This is a genomic window from Erwinia papayae, from assembly GCF_058241465.1.
Genome location: NZ_JBZCHT010000013.1, coordinates 1,907,831 through 1,926,414, shown reverse-complemented (window position 1 = coordinate 1,926,414; position 18,584 = coordinate 1,907,831). Strand labels below are relative to the sequence as shown.

Below are 18,584 nucleotides of genomic sequence, written 5' to 3'. Positions count from 1 at the left end.
CAGAGTCGGAGAACAATTTCGCAGTAGCCGCCGTTTCCTGATAGCATTAGCCTCTTTTTTAGGGAGCCTTCCATGACTAAACAGCCCGATGACTGGCTCGATGATGTACCAGATAATGAAGAAGAAGAAGACGATGAGATTATCTGGGTCAGTAAAAGTGAAATTAAACGCGACGCCGAGGAACTGAAACGCCTCGGCGCTGAACTGGTGGATCTCAGTAAAAACGCCCTGGATAAGATCCCTCTGGACGATGAACTGCGCGATGCCATTGAACTGGCGCAAAAGATCAAAAAAGAGGCACGTCGTCGCCAGTTACAGCTGATCGGCAAATTGCTCCGCTCACGCGAAGAAGATCCGATTCGTCAGGCGCTGGACAAGCTGAAAAATCGCCACAACCAGCAGGTTGCGCTGTTTCATAAGCTGGAGATGCTGCGCGATCGCCTGGTAGCCGAAGGCGACGACGCGATGAGCGAGGTGCTGAACCTCTATCCGGATGCCGACCGCCAGCAGTTGCGCCAGATGATCCGCAACGCCCAGAAAGAAAAAGCGGCCAGCAAACCGTCAAAAGCTTACCGGCAGATCTTCCAGTATCTGCGCGAACTGGCAGAAGCCTGATCAAAAAGGGACGCTTTGTTGCGTCCCATCATTTTGTTGCGGTGATGCCACACCGCGCCTCTTTATTTCGCCAGCCTGTCCAGCAGTTTCTGATGAATGCCGCCAAAGCCACCGTTGCTCATCACCAGAATGGTGTCGCCAGGCTGAACCGCTTTGGCGACCATTTCAACCAGTGCATCCACATCGGCGCTCCAGTGGGCAGGCTGCACACAGGCATCGGCCACTTCTGAAACCTGCCAGGGGATATGGTGCGGCTGAAACAGAAACACCTGGTCAGCACGGGCCAACGCAGGCGCAAGATCGTCCTTACTGATCCCCATTTTCATGGTATTGGAGCGGGGTTCCAGTACCGCCAGAATACGTGCGGTGCCGCCGACTTTACTGCGCAGCGCGGTCAGGGTCGCCAGGATGGCCGTGGGATGATGGGCAAAATCATCGTAAACCTTGATGCCGTTGACTTCGCCACGCAGTTCCAGACGACGACGGGCATTAATAAAGTCGTTAAGCGCCTTTCCGGCATCCTCTGGTTTGACACCAACGTGGCGGGCAGCCGCAATTGCCATCAGGCCATTGTGCATATTATGTTCGCCCACCAGCGCCCAGTTAACCTCTGCCACTTTTTCGCCATCCAGCCAGACCTGCCAGTGCGAGGCATCCTGGGTCAGCTTCTTCGCCTGCCAGCGCCCTTCTTCACCCACACTCTCCTGTTCGCTCCAGCAGCCCATCGCCAGCACCTGTTTCAGGTTGGCGTCATGCTCCGGCACCAGCAATCGGCCGCTGCCCGGCACAATACGCACCAGGTGATGAAACTGCCGTTGGATAGCACGCAGATCGTCAAAAATATCGGCGTGGTCAAACTCCAGATTGTTAAGAATTAATGTGCGGGGACAGTAATGGACAAATTTAGAACGCTTGTCAAAAAAAGCGCTGTCGTACTCATCGGCTTCAATAACGAAGAAGGGGCTGTTGCCTGGCGTGGCCGAAACCGAGAAATTCCCTGGTACACCACCGATGATAAAGCCGGGTTCCAGACCACAGGCCTGAAGGATCCACGCCACCATTCCCGCCGTGGTGGTTTTACCGTGGGTGCCCGCCACCGCCACGACCCAACGATCTTTCAGCACAAAATCATGCAGCCACTGCGGCCCGGAAAGGTAAGGAATATTGCGCTCAAGCACCGCCTCAACACAGGGATTACCCCGGCTCATCGCATTGCCGATGATCACCAGGTCAGGGGCCGGATCCAGCTGCGATGCATCATAACCCTGGATTAAATCAATGCCCTGTTGCTCTAAAAGCGTGCTCATTGGCGGATAGACGTTAGCATCAGCACCGGTTACCTCATGCCCTAACGCACGGGCCAGCATTGCCAGCCCGCCCATGAAAGTACCGCAGATACCGAGGATATGAATACGCATAAAAAGTCCGTTAACTGGAAAGTTCGGGGCACAGTGTACCGTCACCATCGAGAGGAAGAAACGGATTTGCCCTATGTTCTTCAGCATCCATTCGGCTAAACTGCTTGAGCATACATGGGCAGTTTATTAATCGAACTGCTGTTCAACCGCAGATTCAGGGATTGTGTTATGAAAACGTTAGGCGAATTCATCGTCGAGAAGCAACACGACTTTCCTCACGCCACAGGTGAACTGACGGCACTGATTTCCGCCATCAAGCTGGGCGCAAAGATTATCCATCGCGACATTAACAAGGCAGGACTGGTGGATATTCTGGGGGCCAGCGGCGCTGAGAATATTCAGGGCGAACAGCAGATGAAACTCGATCTGTTTGCTAATGAAAAACTGAAGGCCGCGCTGAAAGCCCGTGGCATTGTGGCCGGTATTGCCTCGGAAGAAGAAGATGAAATTGTCATCTTTGAAGGCGTTGAAAACGGTAAATACGTGGTGCTGATGGACCCGCTGGATGGTTCTTCCAACATTGACGTTAACGTGTCGGTTGGCACTATCTTCTCTATTTATCGCCGTATCACCCCACCAGGTACGCCGGTAACTGAAGAAGATTTCCTGCAACCCGGCAGTCAGCAGGTCGCGGCAGGCTATGTGGTTTACGGTTCATCGACCATGCTGGTTTATACCACCGGCTGCGGCGTCCACGCCTTCACCTACGATCCCTCTCTTGGCGTATTCTGCCTCAGCGCCGAGAAGATGGCGTTTCCTGAAAAGGGTTACACCTATTCCATTAACGAAGGAAACTACATCCGTTTCCCGCAGGGCGTGAAAAAGTATCTGAAATTCTGCCAGGAAGAAGATACCTCTTCCCACCGGCCTTACACTTCCCGTTATATCGGTTCGCTGGTTGCTGACTTCCATCGTAATCTGCTGAAAGGCGGCATTTATCTCTACCCCAGCACCGCCAGCCACCCTAAAGGTAAGCTGCGTCTGCTTTATGAGTGCAACCCGATGGCATTTCTGGCGGAACAGGCGGGCGGCAAAGCCAGCGATGGCGCAAGACGTATTCTGGACCTCGTGCCGGAAACGCTGCATCAGCGCTCACCGTTCTTTGTCGGCAATACTGAAATGGTGGACGATCAGGAACGCTTCCTGCGCGAATTCCCGGACGCCTGACAGGACTGCCGACACCATTAATGGCGTCGGCAGGCATCATCCGGGGCCGGGCTTTACGCTGTCAGTCAGTACACGGGCGATCGCTGGATCGCCTTTTTTTATGCCAGACTGATTTTGAACACTGCCATTGACTGAACCAGCTGCTGCGACTGTTCCTCCAGTGACTGGGTCGCCGCTGCCGCCTGTTCAACCAGCGCGGCATTTTGCTGCGCCACTTCGTCCATCTGGGTAACGGCAAGATTTACCTGCTCAATGCCCTTGCTTTGCTCCTGCGAAGCACTGGAAATCTCTTTCATCAGCGTTGTCACCCGCGTCACCTCACTGGCGATTTCATCCATGGTTTCTCCGGCTTTGGTCGCCATCTGCGATCCTTCCGTCACACGCACCTCTGATTCACCGATCAATTCTCGGATCTCTTTTGCCGCCGTTGCACTCCGCTGTGCCAGATTACGGACTTCGCTGGCCACCACCGCAAAGCCACGGCCCTGCTCGCCAGCGCGGGCGGCTTCAACGGAAGCATTCAGCGCCAGAATGTTGGTCTGGAAGGCAATGCCGTCTATCACACCGAGAATGTCGCCGATACGTCGCGAGCTGCGGGTGATTTCCTGCATTTTTTCCATTACGTAACTGACCACTTCGCTGCCCCGATCGGCACTCTGCGAGACGGATTGCGCCAGCTGATGCGCCTGGCTGGCGTTATCCGCATTGAGTTTAACGGTAGCGGTAAGCTGTTCCATACTGGCTGCGGTCTGCTCCAGCGAAGCGGCCGACTCTTCCGTGCGCTGCGAGAGGTTAAGGTTACCGGAAGAGAGTTCGCGACTGCCGGTATCAATTTGCAGACTGGCATCACGAACCCGGCTGACTGACTGTTGCAGGGATGTCTGCATTTCAGCCAGTGCATGATTGAGGCGGCCCAGCTCATTGTTGCCACTTTCGGGCAGCGTCTGGGTTAAATCACCCGCCGCCACAAACTCCAGATGTTCAATCGCTGAATCCAGCGGCTTGAGCAGGATAACTTTCAGCAGAACCCAGGAAACACACAACAGGATTATCGTCAGAATACCGCAGCAGACAATCAGCCAGGTCAGGATTTGCTGATTTCTGTCAGCTTCTTCCAGCCGGGCGGTGGTGACCTGATCGGCAAACAGCTTGAATTCATTTACCGCTTTGGATAACGCAATGTTCAGCGGTGCGAGATTTCCCTCCAGTAAGGCGTAATAGCCGTCCGGATTCTGTTTTTGCACCGCGACCATCATCGGGTTGATGCCCTCCGCCATATATTTGTTGTAGGCAGCAACAATGGCATCGGCCAGCATTTTACCGTGCGCGGTGACAGTGCCCGCATCTACAAATTTTTTCAGCTCCGCCTGAGAAGCCGCAATGTAAGTGCCAGCCTGTCCGGCGACAGCAGTAGCTTCATCGGGCAGGCCGATTTCCATTTTACGTACCGACAATGCTGATGCCGCACGGGCGTATAGCAAATTGTTATTCGCAAGAAACAGGCTGTTCAGTTCAACGCCCTGAATCCGGTTAACCACATCCAGTGAACGGTTGCCTTTGTTGATGGCAATAATGCCCATCACACTGACCACCAACAGCATCAGCGTCATCGACGCTAATAAAACTAACAGACCGGTTCGTACTGAGACTTTTTTAAGCATGATCTGACACCCCAAGGAATCCCGTAACCCATAACTTCCAAAAGAGAAAGAATTATCGGCAGAAGCGACCGGAACATTTAGCGTCATTAATGAGAATTGTCTGCCGAAGGTCGGTCAGAAGGTGAAGGAAGTGGTGTTTTATAGCAGATAATGACTACAAATGCAGAACATTCTCCATACTGAGATTCACAATGATAGTTAATATCACTTACTTAGTCTGTCAGTACATTAATTCTTAACAGTGAGTAATAATGCAAATTACTGGAATTTTTTGGTTACATACTACCCTAATGAGCAAATCGCGACCGTGAGCGGGGTCCGTTTTTTCACTTAAGGGCGGCAGTCAGGGATACAGAATACCCGGGCGATCTGGAGCATTCCGAAACGCCAAAAAGGGGGGATACTTTCATAATCAGTCAGCTATAATAAGCGCCACTCGATCGAAGACTGATATGTAAGGAATTGACCATGAGTTTGAACCAGGTTCCAGCGGGTAAAGATCTGCCAGAAGATATCTACGTTGTCATTGAAATCCCGGCTAATGCTTCGCCAATCAAATATGAAGTGGATAAAGAGTCTGGTGCTCTGTTCGTTGACCGCTTTATGGCTACCGCAATGTTCTATCCGTGCAACTACGGTTATATCAACCATACCCTGTCACTGGATGGTGACCCGGTTGACGTGCTGGTCCCCACGCCGTATCCGTTACAGCCAGGTTCGGTGATCCGTTGCCGTCCGGTTGGCGTACTGAAAATGACCGACGAGTCTGGCGAAGATGCCAAGCTGGTGGCGGTTCCACACAGCAAGCTGTCTAAAGAATACGATCACATTAAAGATGTGAACGACCTGCCAGAACTGCTGCGCGGACAGATCACGCACTTTTTCGAGCAGTATAAAGCGCTGGAAAAAGGCAAATGGGTGAAAGTGGAAGGCTGGGATAACGCTGAAGCCGCGAAAGCCGAAATCGTCAGCTCTTTTGAGCGCGCCGCGAAGAAATAATTGCTTTACCCTGTATAACAGAAACACCGCTCAGTGAGCGGTGTTTTTTTTTTGCATAACTCGTCAGGTTATTGCGCATCACGCAGCAACCAGTCACCACTTTCAATACGCTGCTTTCCTGTGACCGAACGCTGATACACATACAGCCACGCACTTCCGAATGGGGTTTGTAGCAGCTCACGCTTGTACTCCCCCCCTTTGGTGCGCAGCGCGTCAAGTTCGCCCAGCGTGGATGCATCAATCCGGTAAACTTCACAGTAAACCTGACCGTTTCCTGCCACCACGCCGGGATAATGCCCCAGACTGTACAGCTCATAGCCGTCGATCTGATGATCGCCGAGCCACTGACCGTTAGTCATCCAGTGGCTGTTGCCTTGCTTACGCCTCAGGCTACCGTAGACAATTATTCGCATTGCTAAAACTCAAACTGATAGAGCACATCAAGGGCCTGGTCTACGCCAGACACCGCTTCCAAATAAAGTTTAGGCATCAGGCGATAACGCAGCGTTAAGGTCGCCAGTGAATCAAATATGCCAACACCGTATTTAACCTGCAGACCCGGCAGAACGTAACCACTAACCTGAACCTGCTGGCTGTCACCAACGCCAGTGGTATCCAGTGCGAGATTACTGACGCCGAAAGTCTCACCGATTTTACCCACAACCTGACCACTTTGCGCAAGCCCCAATCCAACCAGCGCTGAAGTTAATGCAGCGCTGTCACTCCCGGAAGCGTCCAGTCCCTGTCCACGAAGCAGATAAGACAGGGCTTCCTGCTGAGACATGGTCGGGTCGGAGAACACCTCCGCCTTTGGCTCATCGGCCAGGCCAGTCACCCGAACACCCGCCGTCACATTATCTTCCGTCGCTTCAGGGTTACGGATCGCCTCAATATTCAGCCAGGGCTGATCCGCCGGCCCGGCAAACTGCAACTCGCCTTTACGCACAATCAGATCCTGCCCGTAAGCATGGAAACGACCTGAAGGGATGTTGATCTGTCCGTTCAGGCCCAATCCACGGCGGTCCTGCGCCAGCTTCAGATCGCCATTCAGTTTTGCTTTCAGACCAAAGGCATCAAGCCGGACATCGTTACCCACATGGATGACCAGATTACTGTTGATCGGAATTGAAGCACTTTTCGGCGCTACAGGTTGCAGGTTTTTATCCAGCAGGACTTCGTCAGCAGAGACGCCTACCGCGCTCTCCGGCACTTCCTGCACGGTAATTCGCGCCCACGGGATGTCCACGCGGCCACTCAGATTAAACACTTGTGGCGTGGCTTCGAATACCAAATCGGGGGACACATCCATCCTGACCATCGGCGGGACCGTTACACGTATGCGACTTCCTTTAGCCGCGATACGCGCACGCCAGGCATCCAGCTGACTCCAGTCAGCATCCCCGTTCAGCGCAATTTGTCCACGAGAGGTTTGCACCATCCCCTCCAGGGTCGAACTCATGCCGTTAAACAGCATATTCACACTGGCTGTGGTCAGATCAACCGGCATAAAACTGCCCTGTACATCGACACTTTTCAGCCCCAACTGCCCGAACACCTGCGGTTTTTGCAGGTTGCCCGCCAGTCGCAGATTGCTGTTGAGTATCCCGGCAATTTTCTCACCCTGCATCAGAGCCGGATTGAGCATCGCCAGATCGATACGGGTAATATTGACGTTGCCAGAGAGCGTGCGTTTATTTTGCGGATCCGCTATCTGTACATTGCCGTCCAGCTGACCGTTCTTCGCAATGCGGATCAGCCAGTCGAGCTGCGCTTTACCATCATGCAATGCGGCGTTCAGATTCAGCGTATCAAAGGCGATGGGCAGCGTGTTCCCCTGTACATTCTGCGCCACTTTCACTCCGTTCCCCTTCAGGGAGACGCGTCCCTGCGGCAAGGCACCGTCCGCCTTCCAGCTCACGTCGGCATCGCCGGTAAACACCCCGCTGAGCCTGGTTTCGTCGCTGAGGAACGGCTTCGCCATTGCCAGATCGAAGCGATTAAGCACCACTTTTGCATGACCTGATGGCCCTGCCTCGATGGTTTGTGGCACGCAGAGCTGAGCATTGGGGTTTTGCCAGCAGTGTGCGCCGATGGAGACCGTCTGCCTGCTGTTCTGGTAATCAAGGGCAATATCCCGCGTCAGACGCCAGACACCAACCGGCGTGTCGAAACGGGTGTGATTCAGGCTGCCCTGCCAACGCTGAGCCTGGCGATCAAAACCGCCGTTAAGCTGCAACTGCCCGGATACCGGTTTGCCATTAACCGACAGCGTTAGCTGATGCTGCTTCTCGTTACCGCTGGCATCCAGGTTCAGTCGGGATATCTCCAGCGCATCCTGCTTCACACGCTCCATCCGCAGCGCCAGCTTGCCCGCAATTTGCTCACCCGAACTGACATCACCCTTCAGCGCAACGCGGCCCACACTCAGTGCCTGCCAGCGCAGGCCGGTTGCGGTCAGATCGGCCAGCAGCTGTGGCGTTTTCAAATCGCCGCGCGCCTGAATGGTCCCCACCGCCACGCCACCCAGCCCCGGCAGCGCGTTGTCCAGATGACGGGCATCAATATGGGTATCCAGATTGAGCTTATCGCCCAACGAACCTTTCAGATCAACGTTGTTACGTCCCAGCACCAGTTTAATGCCCGGTATATCCCACTGATTGTAACTGTTACCGTACAGAGAACCATCAGCCGTCACCGCATTCTGTTTGACGTTACCGCGCAGTTGCAGCTCCGGCACCCGCACCTGCCAACTCCCGCCATACAGGCTGCCGCGCGTGGTAATTTTACCATTCAGCTTTGCAGGCCAGTCAGGGTATTGCCTCGCAGTGTTAATACCGGAAAGCGTCAGTTCACTGTGCCAGCTGATGGCTTTGCTCCAGTCCACCAGTGCGGTAAGGTCGGTATTGCCTTCTAACGCCGCCAGTCGCAGTTTATCCAGCGAGAACTGCTCTGCGTTACCTTTGCCGTCCAGCGTCAGCGTCGCCGGAGGGATGGCCTGCCCTTTCAGCGCCGCCTTCAGCGACATCGCATAGTCGGTCATTTTGCCGCTGAAACTGAAATGAAGATCATCCGCCTGATATGCAGTTTCGCCGCTCAACGGCCAGCGTAACTGAGGGCTTTGTAAGGTCACTGACAGCGGCAGGCCAGCCTCAGCCAGCCGGGTTTGCGCATCCATCTGCACCCGCACAGGACCGGACAGATTCAGCGCCATCGTCAGTTGCTCACGCAGCCCACCCGCCATCGTCAGTTTTATTTTTTCACCCTTCAGCGGCTCAAGGTTTAGCGCGCTGTTGAGGGTAAAATTCACCGGCCAGTTGTCGGCCAGGGTCGCCTGCCCCTGAGCGTTTAACTGCCCCTGCGGCGAATCCACATCCAGCGTTTCCAGATGCAGCAAGCGATCTTCAGTTCGGGCTTTTATCAGCAGACGGTTAACCGCAATGTCGCTGTCACCGGTAATGCGCAGCTGCTCACCAAGGATTTGCTGGATATCAACATCCAGCGGCATTTTGAAATCTGGCAGCTCAGGCAGCAGCGGTTTGGCGAACATCGCTTTCAGCGTCTCGCCCAGCGGCTCTTCCTCTGGGCGGGGCTGCTGTACTTTTGCCTGCACCACCTGTTGATCGGCAACTTTTGCCGCTTTCGGCAGCGAAATTAACAATCCCTGAATGTGAGTCGGGTTCAGCGTCAACGCCCGCTGCTGCCAGTGAATACCGGAAGTGAAATCCGCCAGCGATATCGCCGTGTCATCCACCGTGACATTGATATTGTGCAGAGCCAGATGACGCAGCGTGATGGGATAAGGCGTGCTCAGTTCCGCAGAGGCGCTGTTGTCTTGCTCTGGTACGGTTGCCGCAGGGGCCATTTTCTTACTGTCCACCGCAACATGCACATCTTTCAACGCAAGGTCATTGACACAGAACGCACTGTGGCGGAGGCAACCCAACTGAACCGCGAGGTGAAACTCCCCGACATTCACCGTGATGCCCGGCATGGCATACTGCACGCCGGTCAGCCGAAGATCGCGCCAGCCTCCCTTAACCTGTTTGATAGCCAGCCCCGGCACCCAACGTGTTGCGCCATTCAGCAGCAGATGCAGACCCGGCGTAGTGGCAATCAAAAATGTTACGCCGCCCAACAGCAACAGCAGAAAAATCAGGATACCAATCAGAACCTTCTTCCAACGACTCATAGTTCAGGCCCCAATCCGATGTAAAACTGTATATCCCGGTTTTCGTCATCACCAATCGGACGGGCGATGTCCAGCTTGATCGGACCAACCGGTGACTGCCAGCGCACGCCAAAACCCGCACCGGTTTTGAAATTACTCTGTTTGATGTCGTTCACCGCTTCCCCGGAATCAACAAACACCGCTCCCCACCATTTGCCGGTGACGTTGTACTGATATTCCAGCGAACCGGTCGCCAGTTTGGAGGCCCCGGTCAGCTTGCCGTCATCGTCACGCGGCGAGATACCTTTATATTTGTACCCACGAATGCTGCGATCGCCGCCGGCAAAGAAACGCAGATCCGGTGGCACCCGATCAAAGTCATTGGTTTCGATCCAGCCGAGATTGCCGCGCATCACAAAACGGTGTTTCTCTGCCAGGGTGCGGATCCAGACGTTTTGCGCCTGCACCACGGCAAAATCAATATCCGATCCCCAGCTGGTGTCAGACACATCCAGCGAGTAGCGCTGTGAATCCCCCCAGTCTGGCATCAGCCCGCCGCGTGAACGGGTGCGGTTGATACTGACACCGGGATAAATAAGCATGGTGGTATTGGTGACGTTGGCCTGGGTAAAGTGATCCAGACTCCAGCGCAGGTTAACCGCGCGTTGCCAGCCAGAGGTGGACTCCCAGTAGCGGGAAGCCGCCAGCGTGGATGAGTCGGCTTTGGTGTCGTTAAGATCGGTTCTTTTCAGCCCGCCCTGCAACAGGTAATACTGTTCGATTGGTGCCTTAAGTAACGGAATTTTATAGCTGAAGTCGAGCTGTTGCTCAGGCGCTGATATGTTGGCGCTGGTGGTGAAGCTGTGACCATATGAGTTAACCCAGGGCCTTTTCCATGTGGCTTTGACCCTTGGGCCGACATCGGTGGAGTAGCCTACCCCGGTTTCAATGGTGTTTTCCGTGCGGGGGCTGACCACCCCATGCAGCGGCAGGATTTTGCTTTTTCGTCCCTGATCAAACTGCGGGGCCACCACCACAGAGTTGAACCAGCCGCTGGCTGACAGCCGTCGGTTCAGTTCAGCCAGGTCCCGCGAGCTGTAGTAGTCGCCTTTTTTGAACGGCACCAGATTTTGCAGGTATTCCTCACGGATCTGAGAGCCTTCAAAGGTGACATCGCCAAAACGATAACGATCGCCACTGTTGTAGTCGATATCCCAGAATCCCTGCCGCCGCTCAACTGAAACGCCCAGCTGGCTTTTGCTGTAATCGGCATCGAAATAACCTTTACGCAGCGCCATATTGCTCAGCGAACTTTTAAAACTGTCGTAATCACCGTGGTTCAATACTTTACCAATTTTCGACCGCCCGGTGCTGCGCAGCGCCAGGTAGTCCGGATCTTTACTGGCACCACCACGGAAAATAACCGTTTCATCGGCCAGAATAACGGGTTCTCCCGGCTTAACGCTGGCCAGCAGCACCGGACGCTTGCCGCCTGCCGGCGGTGGCTGAAGCTGGAATGCAATCTCAGGTTCGTAATAGCCGAGCGCTTTAAGTCCCTCTTTTATTGCTTCACTGACGCGGGCACGAAAGCGACCATCGGACGACACTTCATCGCTGGAAATGGTGGAAAGTCGCGCACGGACATTCTTTTGTAACTCTCCGGATAACCCTGTCACCTGCAAGCGCACATTCGCCGCCTGAGCGAGAGGTGCAACGGCGATCAGGCAAAACAGGCAATACAAATGAATTCGTGACACGCTTACTCCTGATTTATGGCAGGCCCGAATCCTGATGGGCGCATACTCTGCTGTCATTCATTAATCTGAGTGGGATTCTGCGTCTGGCAACAACGGTCAGAAAAGACTCACATTTCACCCATAGCGGATAATTTTTTGACTTATTGTGTGCAAAGAAACGACACGATACAACACAGGATCGTGATCGAATGTAACGCCATGTTCTCAGCCACTTCATTGTCGGATAAATCTTAGGCAGGATTTTGCCGCAGGCAGGGAAATCTGGCGGCTTTGCCAGCGGCAATTGTATGCCATCATTCGCGCAGCTATAATCACCAGCGCAGGTCATCCGTGGCCTGTGTTTCTTCTGCCTGGTGGTGATACCCGCCTGTCGCAGACATTTTTGGCACGGATAGCCCAAACAAACCTGACGGCACCATCCCACCGGGATGCTGACACGCTGCCCAGGCCAAAAATGACAAGTCATTAACTCAGGGCCTGTTTCTGTCTCAACCCGACTGAATCAGCCATCTTATGGATGCTTTATGTTAGACAGCCTGCTTGTCATCTTACTACTGATTGCCATCAGTTCATTTTTCTCCCTGTCGGAAATCTCGCTGGCCGCCGCGCGCAAAATTAAGCTTAAGCTGCTGGCAGATGAAGGAAACATTAATGCGCAACGGGTATTGAAAATGCAGGAATCCCCCGGCATGTTCTTTACCGTCGTGCAGATTGGCCTGAATGCGGTGGCCATCCTGGGAGGTATTGTGGGAGATTCCGCTTTTTCTCCGGCGTTCAGCCAGCTGTTTAATCGTTTTGTTAATCCGCAACTGGCAGAGCAACTCAGCTTTATCTGCTCCTTTACCCTGGTCACCAGCCTGTTTATCCTCTTCGCAGACCTTTTTCCAAAACGGCTGGGAATGATCGCTCCGGAAATCATCGCGCTGAAGATCATTAACCCGATGCGCTTCTGTCTGCTGATTTTTCGTCCTCTGGTGTGGTTTTTTAACGGCGGCGCAAACATCATTTTTCGCCTGTTCAAAATCCCCCTGGTGCGCAAAGACGATATAACTTCCGATGATATTTATGCCGTTGTTGAAGCGGGCGCCCTGGCAGGCGTGCTGCGCAAACAGGAGCATGAGCTGATTGAAAACGTATTCGAGCTTGAATCGCGCACGGTCCCCTCTTCCATGACCTCACGAGAAAATGTGGTGTGGTTTGATATGCATGAAGATGAGGCCAGTCTGAAAGAGAAGATAGCCAATCATCCGCACTCCAAGTTTCTGGTTTGCAACGAAGATATTGACCATATTATTGGCTATGTCGATTCCAAAGAGCTGTTGCTGCGGGTACTGGGTAATCAAAGTATGGCGCTGAGTAGCGGTGTCCAAATCCGTTCTGCTCTGATTGTTCCCGATACGCTGACGCTGTCAGAAGCGCTGGAGAGTTTCAAAACCGCCGGAGAAGATTTTGCGGTGATCATGAATGAGTACGCGCTGGTGGTCGGAATTATTACCCTGAATGATGTGATGACCACCCTGATGGGCGATCTGGTCGGTCAGGGTATGGAAGAGCAGATTGTCGCGCGTGATGAAAACTCATGGCTGGTTGAGGGAGGAACCCCGATTGATGACGTGATGCGCGTACTGCATATTGATGAGTTTCCGCAGTCCGGCAACTATGAAACCATCGGCGGCTTTATGATGTATATGCTGCGCAAAATCCCCAAACGCACCGACTTTGTTAAATTCCACGGCTACAAGTTTGAGGTGGTCGATATCGACAGTTATCGTATCGATCAGCTGCTGGTTACGCGTATTGATGCCCGACCGGCGTCGCTGCTGAGCAAGCAGGAAGAAGAAAAAGTCGAAAGCTGATGGCGACCAGCAGTAACAAGAATCGGGCTGCAAAAGAGAAATGCGGAGAGGAGATGTACTGCGGGCAAATCCTGAAGGCAGAAGATATATTCTGCCCTCTGCAATCAGTTTAATTCAGTTTGTAAACGCAATACCTGGCGGTTCACTTCTGACATCACACTGTAATGCTGTTTATCTTTGATTCGTGGGATCAGTATTTTCCCTTTATCAAATTCAAACGCGCCAACGTTTTTTATATAAAATCTGCCACGAAACAGTGTCTTAACGTATTTGGCGACCTGTAGCGGATTATATCGCTGAAAAATCTTCATTCTGATACGACTCCTGAGTAACCACGCGCGATTATCGGTGCAAACCTGGCACAACACCCTCAGCGCAAAGTGCATCAACTATAGCCTGGTTGTCGCGTTAAAAAGCGAAAAATTGAATTTTTTTACTGCATTTACACATCATGACAGTGTGCTCTTTTATCTTATGAGCCTGAAGCAGTATAAACCTTCAAATGTCAATAATTTGTGCGTCATGTTGCATATGTGTTTCTCAGATACGACATCCTTATCATCTGTGTTTATTATTTCAGACGCATGATCAACGAGTCCGTCAACGATACCAGGAGCTGTGATGACCTTCTTTCGCCCGGTTTTTTTACTTTTGACGACACTGCTGCCGCTGATGGCCAGTGCCCATAATTTTACGATTGGGCAGCGGGTGCCCCCCGTGGGTATCAGTGATAAAGGCGAACTTGTATGGCAACAGGACAAATTCAGTTATCAGAGCTGGAACAGTGCGAAGCTGCCGGGGAAAGTCAGAGTGATACAACACATCGCTGGCCGCGCTTCTGCTAAGGAAAAAAACGCCGCGTTAGTCGAAGCAATTAAGTCAGCGCGATTTCCCCATGATCGCTACCAGACCACCACGCTGGTAAATACCGATGATGCCATTCCCGGTACGGGGATGTTCGTGCGCAGCAGCATCGAAAATAACAAGAAGCAGTTCCCGTGGTCACAGTTTATCGTCGACAGTAATGGTCTGGCGAAGAAAAGCTGGCAGCTGGAAAATGAAGGTTCAGCGATAGTGGTGCTGGATAAGGCAGGACGGGTACGTTTCGCCAAAGACGGTGCGCTGACCGCCGTTGAGATTCAGCAGGTGATCCGGCTGGTACAGCAACTGTTATAGCGGAATAACGCCTGACAAAAGTGCCGCGCGCAGCAATTAATCCCCTCAGTCTGGGGCAGGCACCACCTGCCCTTATGCCACATCAGCAGGACTAAAAGATAGAAACGCGAAAGCCGGGATTGAGAAATGATTCTCGTGGCGTGTAGTCCAGCGTTTTTCCCTGCCAGTCATGTACATGTGCCCCGGCGGCAATGGCGACGGCATGTCCTGCACCAGTATCCCAAATGTTGGTTGGTCCAAAGCGTGGATAGAGCTGTGCCTTACCCTCTGCCACCAGACAAAACTTCAGGGACGAACCAATTGCCGTGGTCTGATGCTCACCCAACTGACTGAGATAATCCTCCAGTTCACTGTCTGCATGCGAGCGGCTCACCACCACCAGCGGTGGTCGGGCTTCCCGCACCTGGATCTGCGTTTTGTAGCCCCCCTCTTCTTTCCACGCTTTACCATCGGCAGCGGAATACATGATGTCCAGCACCGGCGCGTAAACCACACCCAGTACCGGGCGCCCCTTCTCTATTAAAGCAATATTGACGGTAAACTCGCCATTACGCTTGATAAACTCTTTGGTGCCGTCCAGCGGATCAACCAGCCAGTAACGCTGCCAGTGCTGACGCACTTCCCAGGCAACCGGGTCCTCTTCTGAAAGCAGCGGAATATCGGGAGAGAGTGCCGTCAGCCCCTGCACAATCACCTTGTGTGCAGCGATATCTGCGGCAGTTACCGGTGAATGGTCCGACTTTTGCGAAACATCAAGCGGTGCCTCACCGTCATACACCTGCATAATCGCAACGCCTGCGTCTCGTGCCAGCTGGCAAATTTTATTGAGCATCTTTTCACCTCGTATTGCATACGCATACCGGCTGTGAACTTCTGGTGCAGCCTTCAGCACAGCGTGCGCGAATCTGACATACCTTTGTCTATCGTAGCATGGCTTAACGACTGTCGTGAGCTACCGCAAAATGTCCATCAGCAGTAAATACTGGTAACAGATCACATATATGTGAGACACGACGTAATAATTTCATCTTTTTTTGAGATGGTGAGGCTGACCGGACAACAAATTTTATGGAGAAAATGATGCTCAAGCCTTCTTTAGCTTTACTCAGCGTGCTGATAAGCAGCACGTTACAGGCCGCAACCGTAGACTTCCGTCTGCTGGAAACCACCGACCTGCACAGCAATATGATGGACTTTGACTACTACAAAGATACGCCCAGTGAAAAATTTGGCCTGGTGCGTACCGCCACCCTGATTACTCAGGCGCGGAATGAGGTCAAAAACAGCGTGCTGGTGGACAATGGCGATATCATTCAGGGCAGCCCACTGGGCGATTATATGGCCGCGAAAGGACTGCAATCCGGTGAAGTACATCCGGTATACAAGGCGATGAACACGCTGGATTACACCGTTGGCAACCTGGGTAATCACGAATTTAACTACGGGCTGGAGTATCTGCATAAAGCTCTCAGCGGTGCACGTTTCCCCTATATCAACGCCAATATTATCGACAGTAAAACCGGCCAGCCCATGTTCACGCCTTATCTGATTAAACCGGTGCAGGTAACCGATCGCGCCGGGAAACCTCATCAGCTCAGGGTAGGATTCATCGGCTTTGTGCCACCGCAGATTATGGTGTGGGACAAAAAAAATCTTAGCGGCAAAATAACCGTTAACGATATCACGCAAACCGCCCGCAAATGGGTGCCGGAGATGCGTAAGCAGGGAGCGGATCTGGTGGTCGCTATTCCCCATTCGGGCCTGTCGGGTGAGCCTTACCGCGCCATGGCAGAAAACTCCGTTTATTACCTCAGCCAGGTTCCTGGTATTGATGCCATTCTCTTCGGTCATGCCCATGCGGTATTCCCCGGCAAGGATTTTGCCAGTATTAAAGGAGCTGATATCACCAGAGGGACATTAAATGGTGTTGCTGCGGTGATGCCCGGCATGTGGGGCGATCATCTCGGTGTGGTTGACCTGGTGCTCAATAATGATAATGGGCACTGGCAGGTTAACAGTGCAAAGACAGAAGCACGTCCGATTTATGATACCGCAAACAAAAAGTCACTTGCGCCGGAGGATGCGGCCCTGGTGGATCTGCTGAAATCAGACCATCAGGCCACCCGCAAATTTGTCAGCCAGCCCATCGGCAAATCTGCCGATGTGATGTACAGCTATCTCTCCCTGATTCAGGACGATCCTACAGTGCAAATCGTGAACAATGCTCAGCGAGACTACGTAGAGCATTTTATCCAGGGCGACCCGGACCTGGCCGGTTTGCCGGTGCTCTCAGCAGCGGCACCGTTTAAAGCAGGGGGGCGTAAGAATGATCCCGCCAGCTATGTTGAAGTAGAAAAAGGCCAGCTCACTTTCCGTAACGCGGCGGATTTATATCTTTACCCTAATACTCTGGCGGTAGTGAAAGTTTCAGGTCGGGAAGTAAAAGAGTGGCTGGAGTGCTCTGCTGGCCAGTTTAATCAAATCGACGTTGCCAGTGAGAAACCTCAGTCGCTGATTAACTGGAACTTCCGCACCTATAATTTTGATGTAATCGATGGCGTTAATTATCGTATTGATATCACTCAGCCCGCACGCTACAACGAAGAGTGCCAGTTAATTAATGATAAGGCGTCACGGATACGCAATCTGACATTTAACGGTAAACCGATTGATCCTACTGCCACCTTTCTGATTGCAACCAATAATTATCGGGCGTATGGCGGAAAATTTGCCGGGACCGGAGATAATCATATTGCTTTCGTCTCGCCGGATGAAAACAGGTCAGTGGTCGCAGCATATATCAGGGCACAGACTCAGGCACACGGCGAAGTAAAACCACAGGCCGATAATAACTGGCAGCTGGCTCTCTTCAACAGTGACGCTCCGTTGGATATCAGATTTGAAACATCACCGTCTGAAAAAGCCGCAGCTTTTATCCAACACTACGCACGCTATCCACTGAAAAAAGTGGGTGATGATGAAACCGGTTTTGCTGTCTATCGGATCACATTAAATAACTAATTTTATCCATAACCCGCTACACAATAAGATTTTTCAAGCCAGGTTTACAGTAAAAATCCGGACCTGAAATCAGGTCCGGATTTATTTTTTCATGATCGATGCATATCAGAAATTAATGCACAGTTCATGGGTACATCTTTGTCTCAGTCAGCCAGAATCTCAGCCGCTGCTGCTGTCGGTAGTCGTGCTGAAAATACTGGTGACAGCGGCAATAAGTCCGGATATCCCGCTGGAGATATTGGATTTACCTTCCGTGAAGTTAAGTTCAATCACCTGACCAATGCCATTTCCCAGAGTTTGAGCCGCTGAAGAAAATGTTGTGGTCAGACCAAATATCGATGCAACAGAGTCAGCCAGGCCACCGAGTGTGCTGCCAATACCAGAGGTGATAGTGGCAATAACTCCCGCACCAGAAACCTCAGCTATTTCCATAGAGTTTAATTCACGCATATTTCATTTTCCTGTATAAATTAATATTGACTGTGTGTTCATGACAGCGAGTGCCACGGCTCACGAACTTATAATAGAAATAAAAACAAATCAATTAATAAAACAGCCACATAAAATAAATAAAATAATATCCGAACCTATCAGGAAATTATTGATTAAATTAAAAAATAAAATCATGAAAGAAAGGTTTAAAATAAAACAAAAAACAGGAAAGTATAACGCCAGATGTATTAAATATAATTGATAGCATGTGCTGTCAAAAAATAATCAGCACAACAATAACTTTCATATAGCCA

At 52.1% G+C, this 18,584-nt stretch carries 14 protein-coding genes; 6 read left to right on the top strand and 8 right to left on the bottom strand.

Annotated elements, in window-relative coordinates; translation table 11 throughout:
* Window positions 1-72: 72 nt before the first annotated feature.
* The gene (gene yjgA, locus AC3RPL_RS25115) at window positions 73-615 is read left to right on the top strand and encodes a ribosome biogenesis factor YjgA (RefSeq protein WP_034939842.1); all 543 of its coding nucleotides are present in this window, start codon (window positions 73-75) and stop codon (window positions 613-615) included.
* A gap of 62 nt (window positions 616-677) precedes the next feature.
* Here the strand turns inward: yjgA and mpl are convergent, their stop codons facing one another.
* Window positions 678-2,033, bottom strand: coding sequence for a UDP-N-acetylmuramate:L-alanyl-gamma-D-glutamyl-meso-diaminopimelate ligase (mpl, locus tag AC3RPL_RS25110; RefSeq protein WP_490741962.1), 1,356 nt, complete (start codon window positions 2,031-2,033; stop codon window positions 678-680).
* Window positions 2,034-2,201: 168 nt separating this feature from the next.
* Between mpl and fbp the strand changes: the two genes are divergently transcribed.
* On the top strand, window positions 2,202-3,200 hold the full coding sequence (gene fbp / locus AC3RPL_RS25105) for a class 1 fructose-bisphosphatase (protein WP_034939845.1): 999 nt from the start codon (window positions 2,202-2,204) through the stop codon (window positions 3,198-3,200).
* Between the two features lie 98 nt (window positions 3,201-3,298).
* On the opposite strand, the gene AC3RPL_RS25100 is transcribed toward fbp, so the two are convergent.
* Window positions 3,299-4,861, bottom strand: a complete 1,563-nt coding sequence (locus tag AC3RPL_RS25100; protein WP_490741961.1) for a methyl-accepting chemotaxis protein — start codon at window positions 4,859-4,861, stop codon at window positions 3,299-3,301.
* 468 nt (window positions 4,862-5,329) lie between these two features.
* On the opposite strand from AC3RPL_RS25100, the gene ppa reads away from it, so the two are divergent.
* Window positions 5,330-5,860 carry an inorganic diphosphatase gene (gene ppa / locus AC3RPL_RS25095; RefSeq protein WP_034939848.1) on the top strand — a complete coding sequence of 177 codons (531 nt, stop codon included), beginning with the start codon at window positions 5,330-5,332 and terminating at the stop codon, window positions 5,858-5,860.
* 68 nt (window positions 5,861-5,928) lie between these two features.
* Here the strand turns inward: ppa and AC3RPL_RS25090 are convergent, their stop codons facing one another.
* The 3 genes from AC3RPL_RS25090 to tamA are packed head-to-tail and all read right to left on the bottom strand — an operon-like array spanning window position 5,929 to window position 11,785.
* On the bottom strand, window positions 5,929-6,273 hold the full coding sequence (locus AC3RPL_RS25090) for a gamma-glutamylcyclotransferase family protein (protein WP_261642443.1): 345 nt from the start codon (window positions 6,271-6,273) through the stop codon (window positions 5,929-5,931).
* 2 nt (window positions 6,274-6,275) lie between these two features.
* Window positions 6,276-10,049, bottom strand: a complete 3,774-nt coding sequence (tamB, locus tag AC3RPL_RS25085; RefSeq protein WP_490741960.1) for an autotransporter assembly complex protein TamB — start codon at window positions 10,047-10,049, stop codon at window positions 6,276-6,278.
* A complete protein-coding gene (gene tamA, locus AC3RPL_RS25080) occupies window positions 10,046-11,785 on the bottom strand; it encodes an autotransporter assembly complex protein TamA (RefSeq protein WP_490741959.1) in 1,740 nt (579 codons plus the stop codon). The genes tamB and tamA overlap by 4 nt, the downstream gene beginning before the upstream one ends.
* Before the next feature lie 524 nt (window positions 11,786-12,309).
* Here tamA and paeA point away from each other — a divergent pair.
* Complete coding sequence (gene paeA, locus AC3RPL_RS25075; RefSeq protein ID WP_034939857.1) at window positions 12,310-13,641, top strand: polyamine export protein PaeA; 1,332 nt, start codon at window positions 12,310-12,312, stop codon at window positions 13,639-13,641.
* Window positions 13,642-13,745: 104 nt separating this feature from the next.
* On the opposite strand, the gene AC3RPL_RS25070 is transcribed toward paeA, so the two are convergent.
* Complete coding sequence (locus AC3RPL_RS25070) at window positions 13,746-13,952, bottom strand: DUF1107 domain-containing protein (protein ID WP_034939858.1); 207 nt, start codon at window positions 13,950-13,952, stop codon at window positions 13,746-13,748.
* Between the two features lie 310 nt (window positions 13,953-14,262).
* On the opposite strand from AC3RPL_RS25070, the gene AC3RPL_RS25065 reads away from it, so the two are divergent.
* Window positions 14,263-14,817 (top strand): YtfJ family protein, encoded by a 555-nt coding sequence (locus AC3RPL_RS25065; protein ID WP_490741958.1) that lies wholly within the window; start codon window positions 14,263-14,265, stop codon window positions 14,815-14,817.
* Between the two features lie 91 nt (window positions 14,818-14,908).
* Here the strand turns inward: AC3RPL_RS25065 and cysQ are convergent, their stop codons facing one another.
* Complete coding sequence (gene cysQ, locus AC3RPL_RS25060; protein ID WP_490741957.1) at window positions 14,909-15,649, bottom strand: 3'(2'),5'-bisphosphate nucleotidase CysQ; 741 nt, start codon at window positions 15,647-15,649, stop codon at window positions 14,909-14,911.
* Window positions 15,650-15,897: 248 nt separating this feature from the next.
* Between cysQ and AC3RPL_RS25055 the strand changes: the two genes are divergently transcribed.
* A complete protein-coding gene (locus AC3RPL_RS25055; protein WP_490741956.1) occupies window positions 15,898-17,838 on the top strand; it encodes a bifunctional 2',3'-cyclic-nucleotide 2'-phosphodiesterase/3'-nucleotidase in 1,941 nt (646 codons plus the stop codon).
* 159 nt (window positions 17,839-17,997) lie between these two features.
* Here AC3RPL_RS25055 and AC3RPL_RS25050 read toward each other — a convergent pair whose 3' ends face one another.
* Entirely contained in the window at window positions 17,998-18,288 is a 291-nt protein-coding gene (locus AC3RPL_RS25050; protein ID WP_490741955.1) for a hypothetical protein, read from the bottom strand.
* Between the last annotated feature and the right edge of the window lie 296 nt (window positions 18,289-18,584).

Coding starts and splice junctions, on each gene's coding strand:
- AC3RPL_RS25065 (WP_490741958.1), top strand. CDS start 14,263: ATGACCTTCTTTCGCCCGGTTTTTTTACTTTTGACGACACTGCTGCCG.
- AC3RPL_RS25070 (WP_034939858.1), bottom strand. CDS start 13,952: ATGAAGATTTTTCAGCGATATAATCCGCTACAGGTCGCCAAATACGTT.
- AC3RPL_RS25050 (WP_490741955.1), bottom strand. CDS start 18,288: ATGCGTGAATTAAACTCTATGGAAATAGCTGAGGTTTCTGGTGCGGGA.
- AC3RPL_RS25055 (WP_490741956.1), top strand. CDS start 15,898: ATGCTCAAGCCTTCTTTAGCTTTACTCAGCGTGCTGATAAGCAGCACG.
- mpl (WP_490741962.1), bottom strand. CDS start 2,033: ATGCGTATTCATATCCTCGGTATCTGCGGTACTTTCATGGGCGGGCTG.
- fbp (WP_034939845.1), top strand. CDS start 2,202: ATGAAAACGTTAGGCGAATTCATCGTCGAGAAGCAACACGACTTTCCT.
- paeA (WP_034939857.1), top strand. CDS start 12,310: ATGTTAGACAGCCTGCTTGTCATCTTACTACTGATTGCCATCAGTTCA.
- AC3RPL_RS25100 (WP_490741961.1), bottom strand. CDS start 4,861: ATGCTTAAAAAAGTCTCAGTACGAACCGGTCTGTTAGTTTTATTAGCG.
- yjgA (WP_034939842.1), top strand. CDS start 73: ATGACTAAACAGCCCGATGACTGGCTCGATGATGTACCAGATAATGAA.
- cysQ (WP_490741957.1), bottom strand. CDS start 15,649: ATGCTCAATAAAATTTGCCAGCTGGCACGAGACGCAGGCGTTGCGATT.
- AC3RPL_RS25090 (WP_261642443.1), bottom strand. CDS start 6,273: ATGCGAATAATTGTCTACGGTAGCCTGAGGCGTAAGCAAGGCAACAGC.
- ppa (WP_034939848.1), top strand. CDS start 5,330: ATGAGTTTGAACCAGGTTCCAGCGGGTAAAGATCTGCCAGAAGATATC.
- tamB (WP_490741960.1), bottom strand. CDS start 10,049: ATGAGTCGTTGGAAGAAGGTTCTGATTGGTATCCTGATTTTTCTGCTG.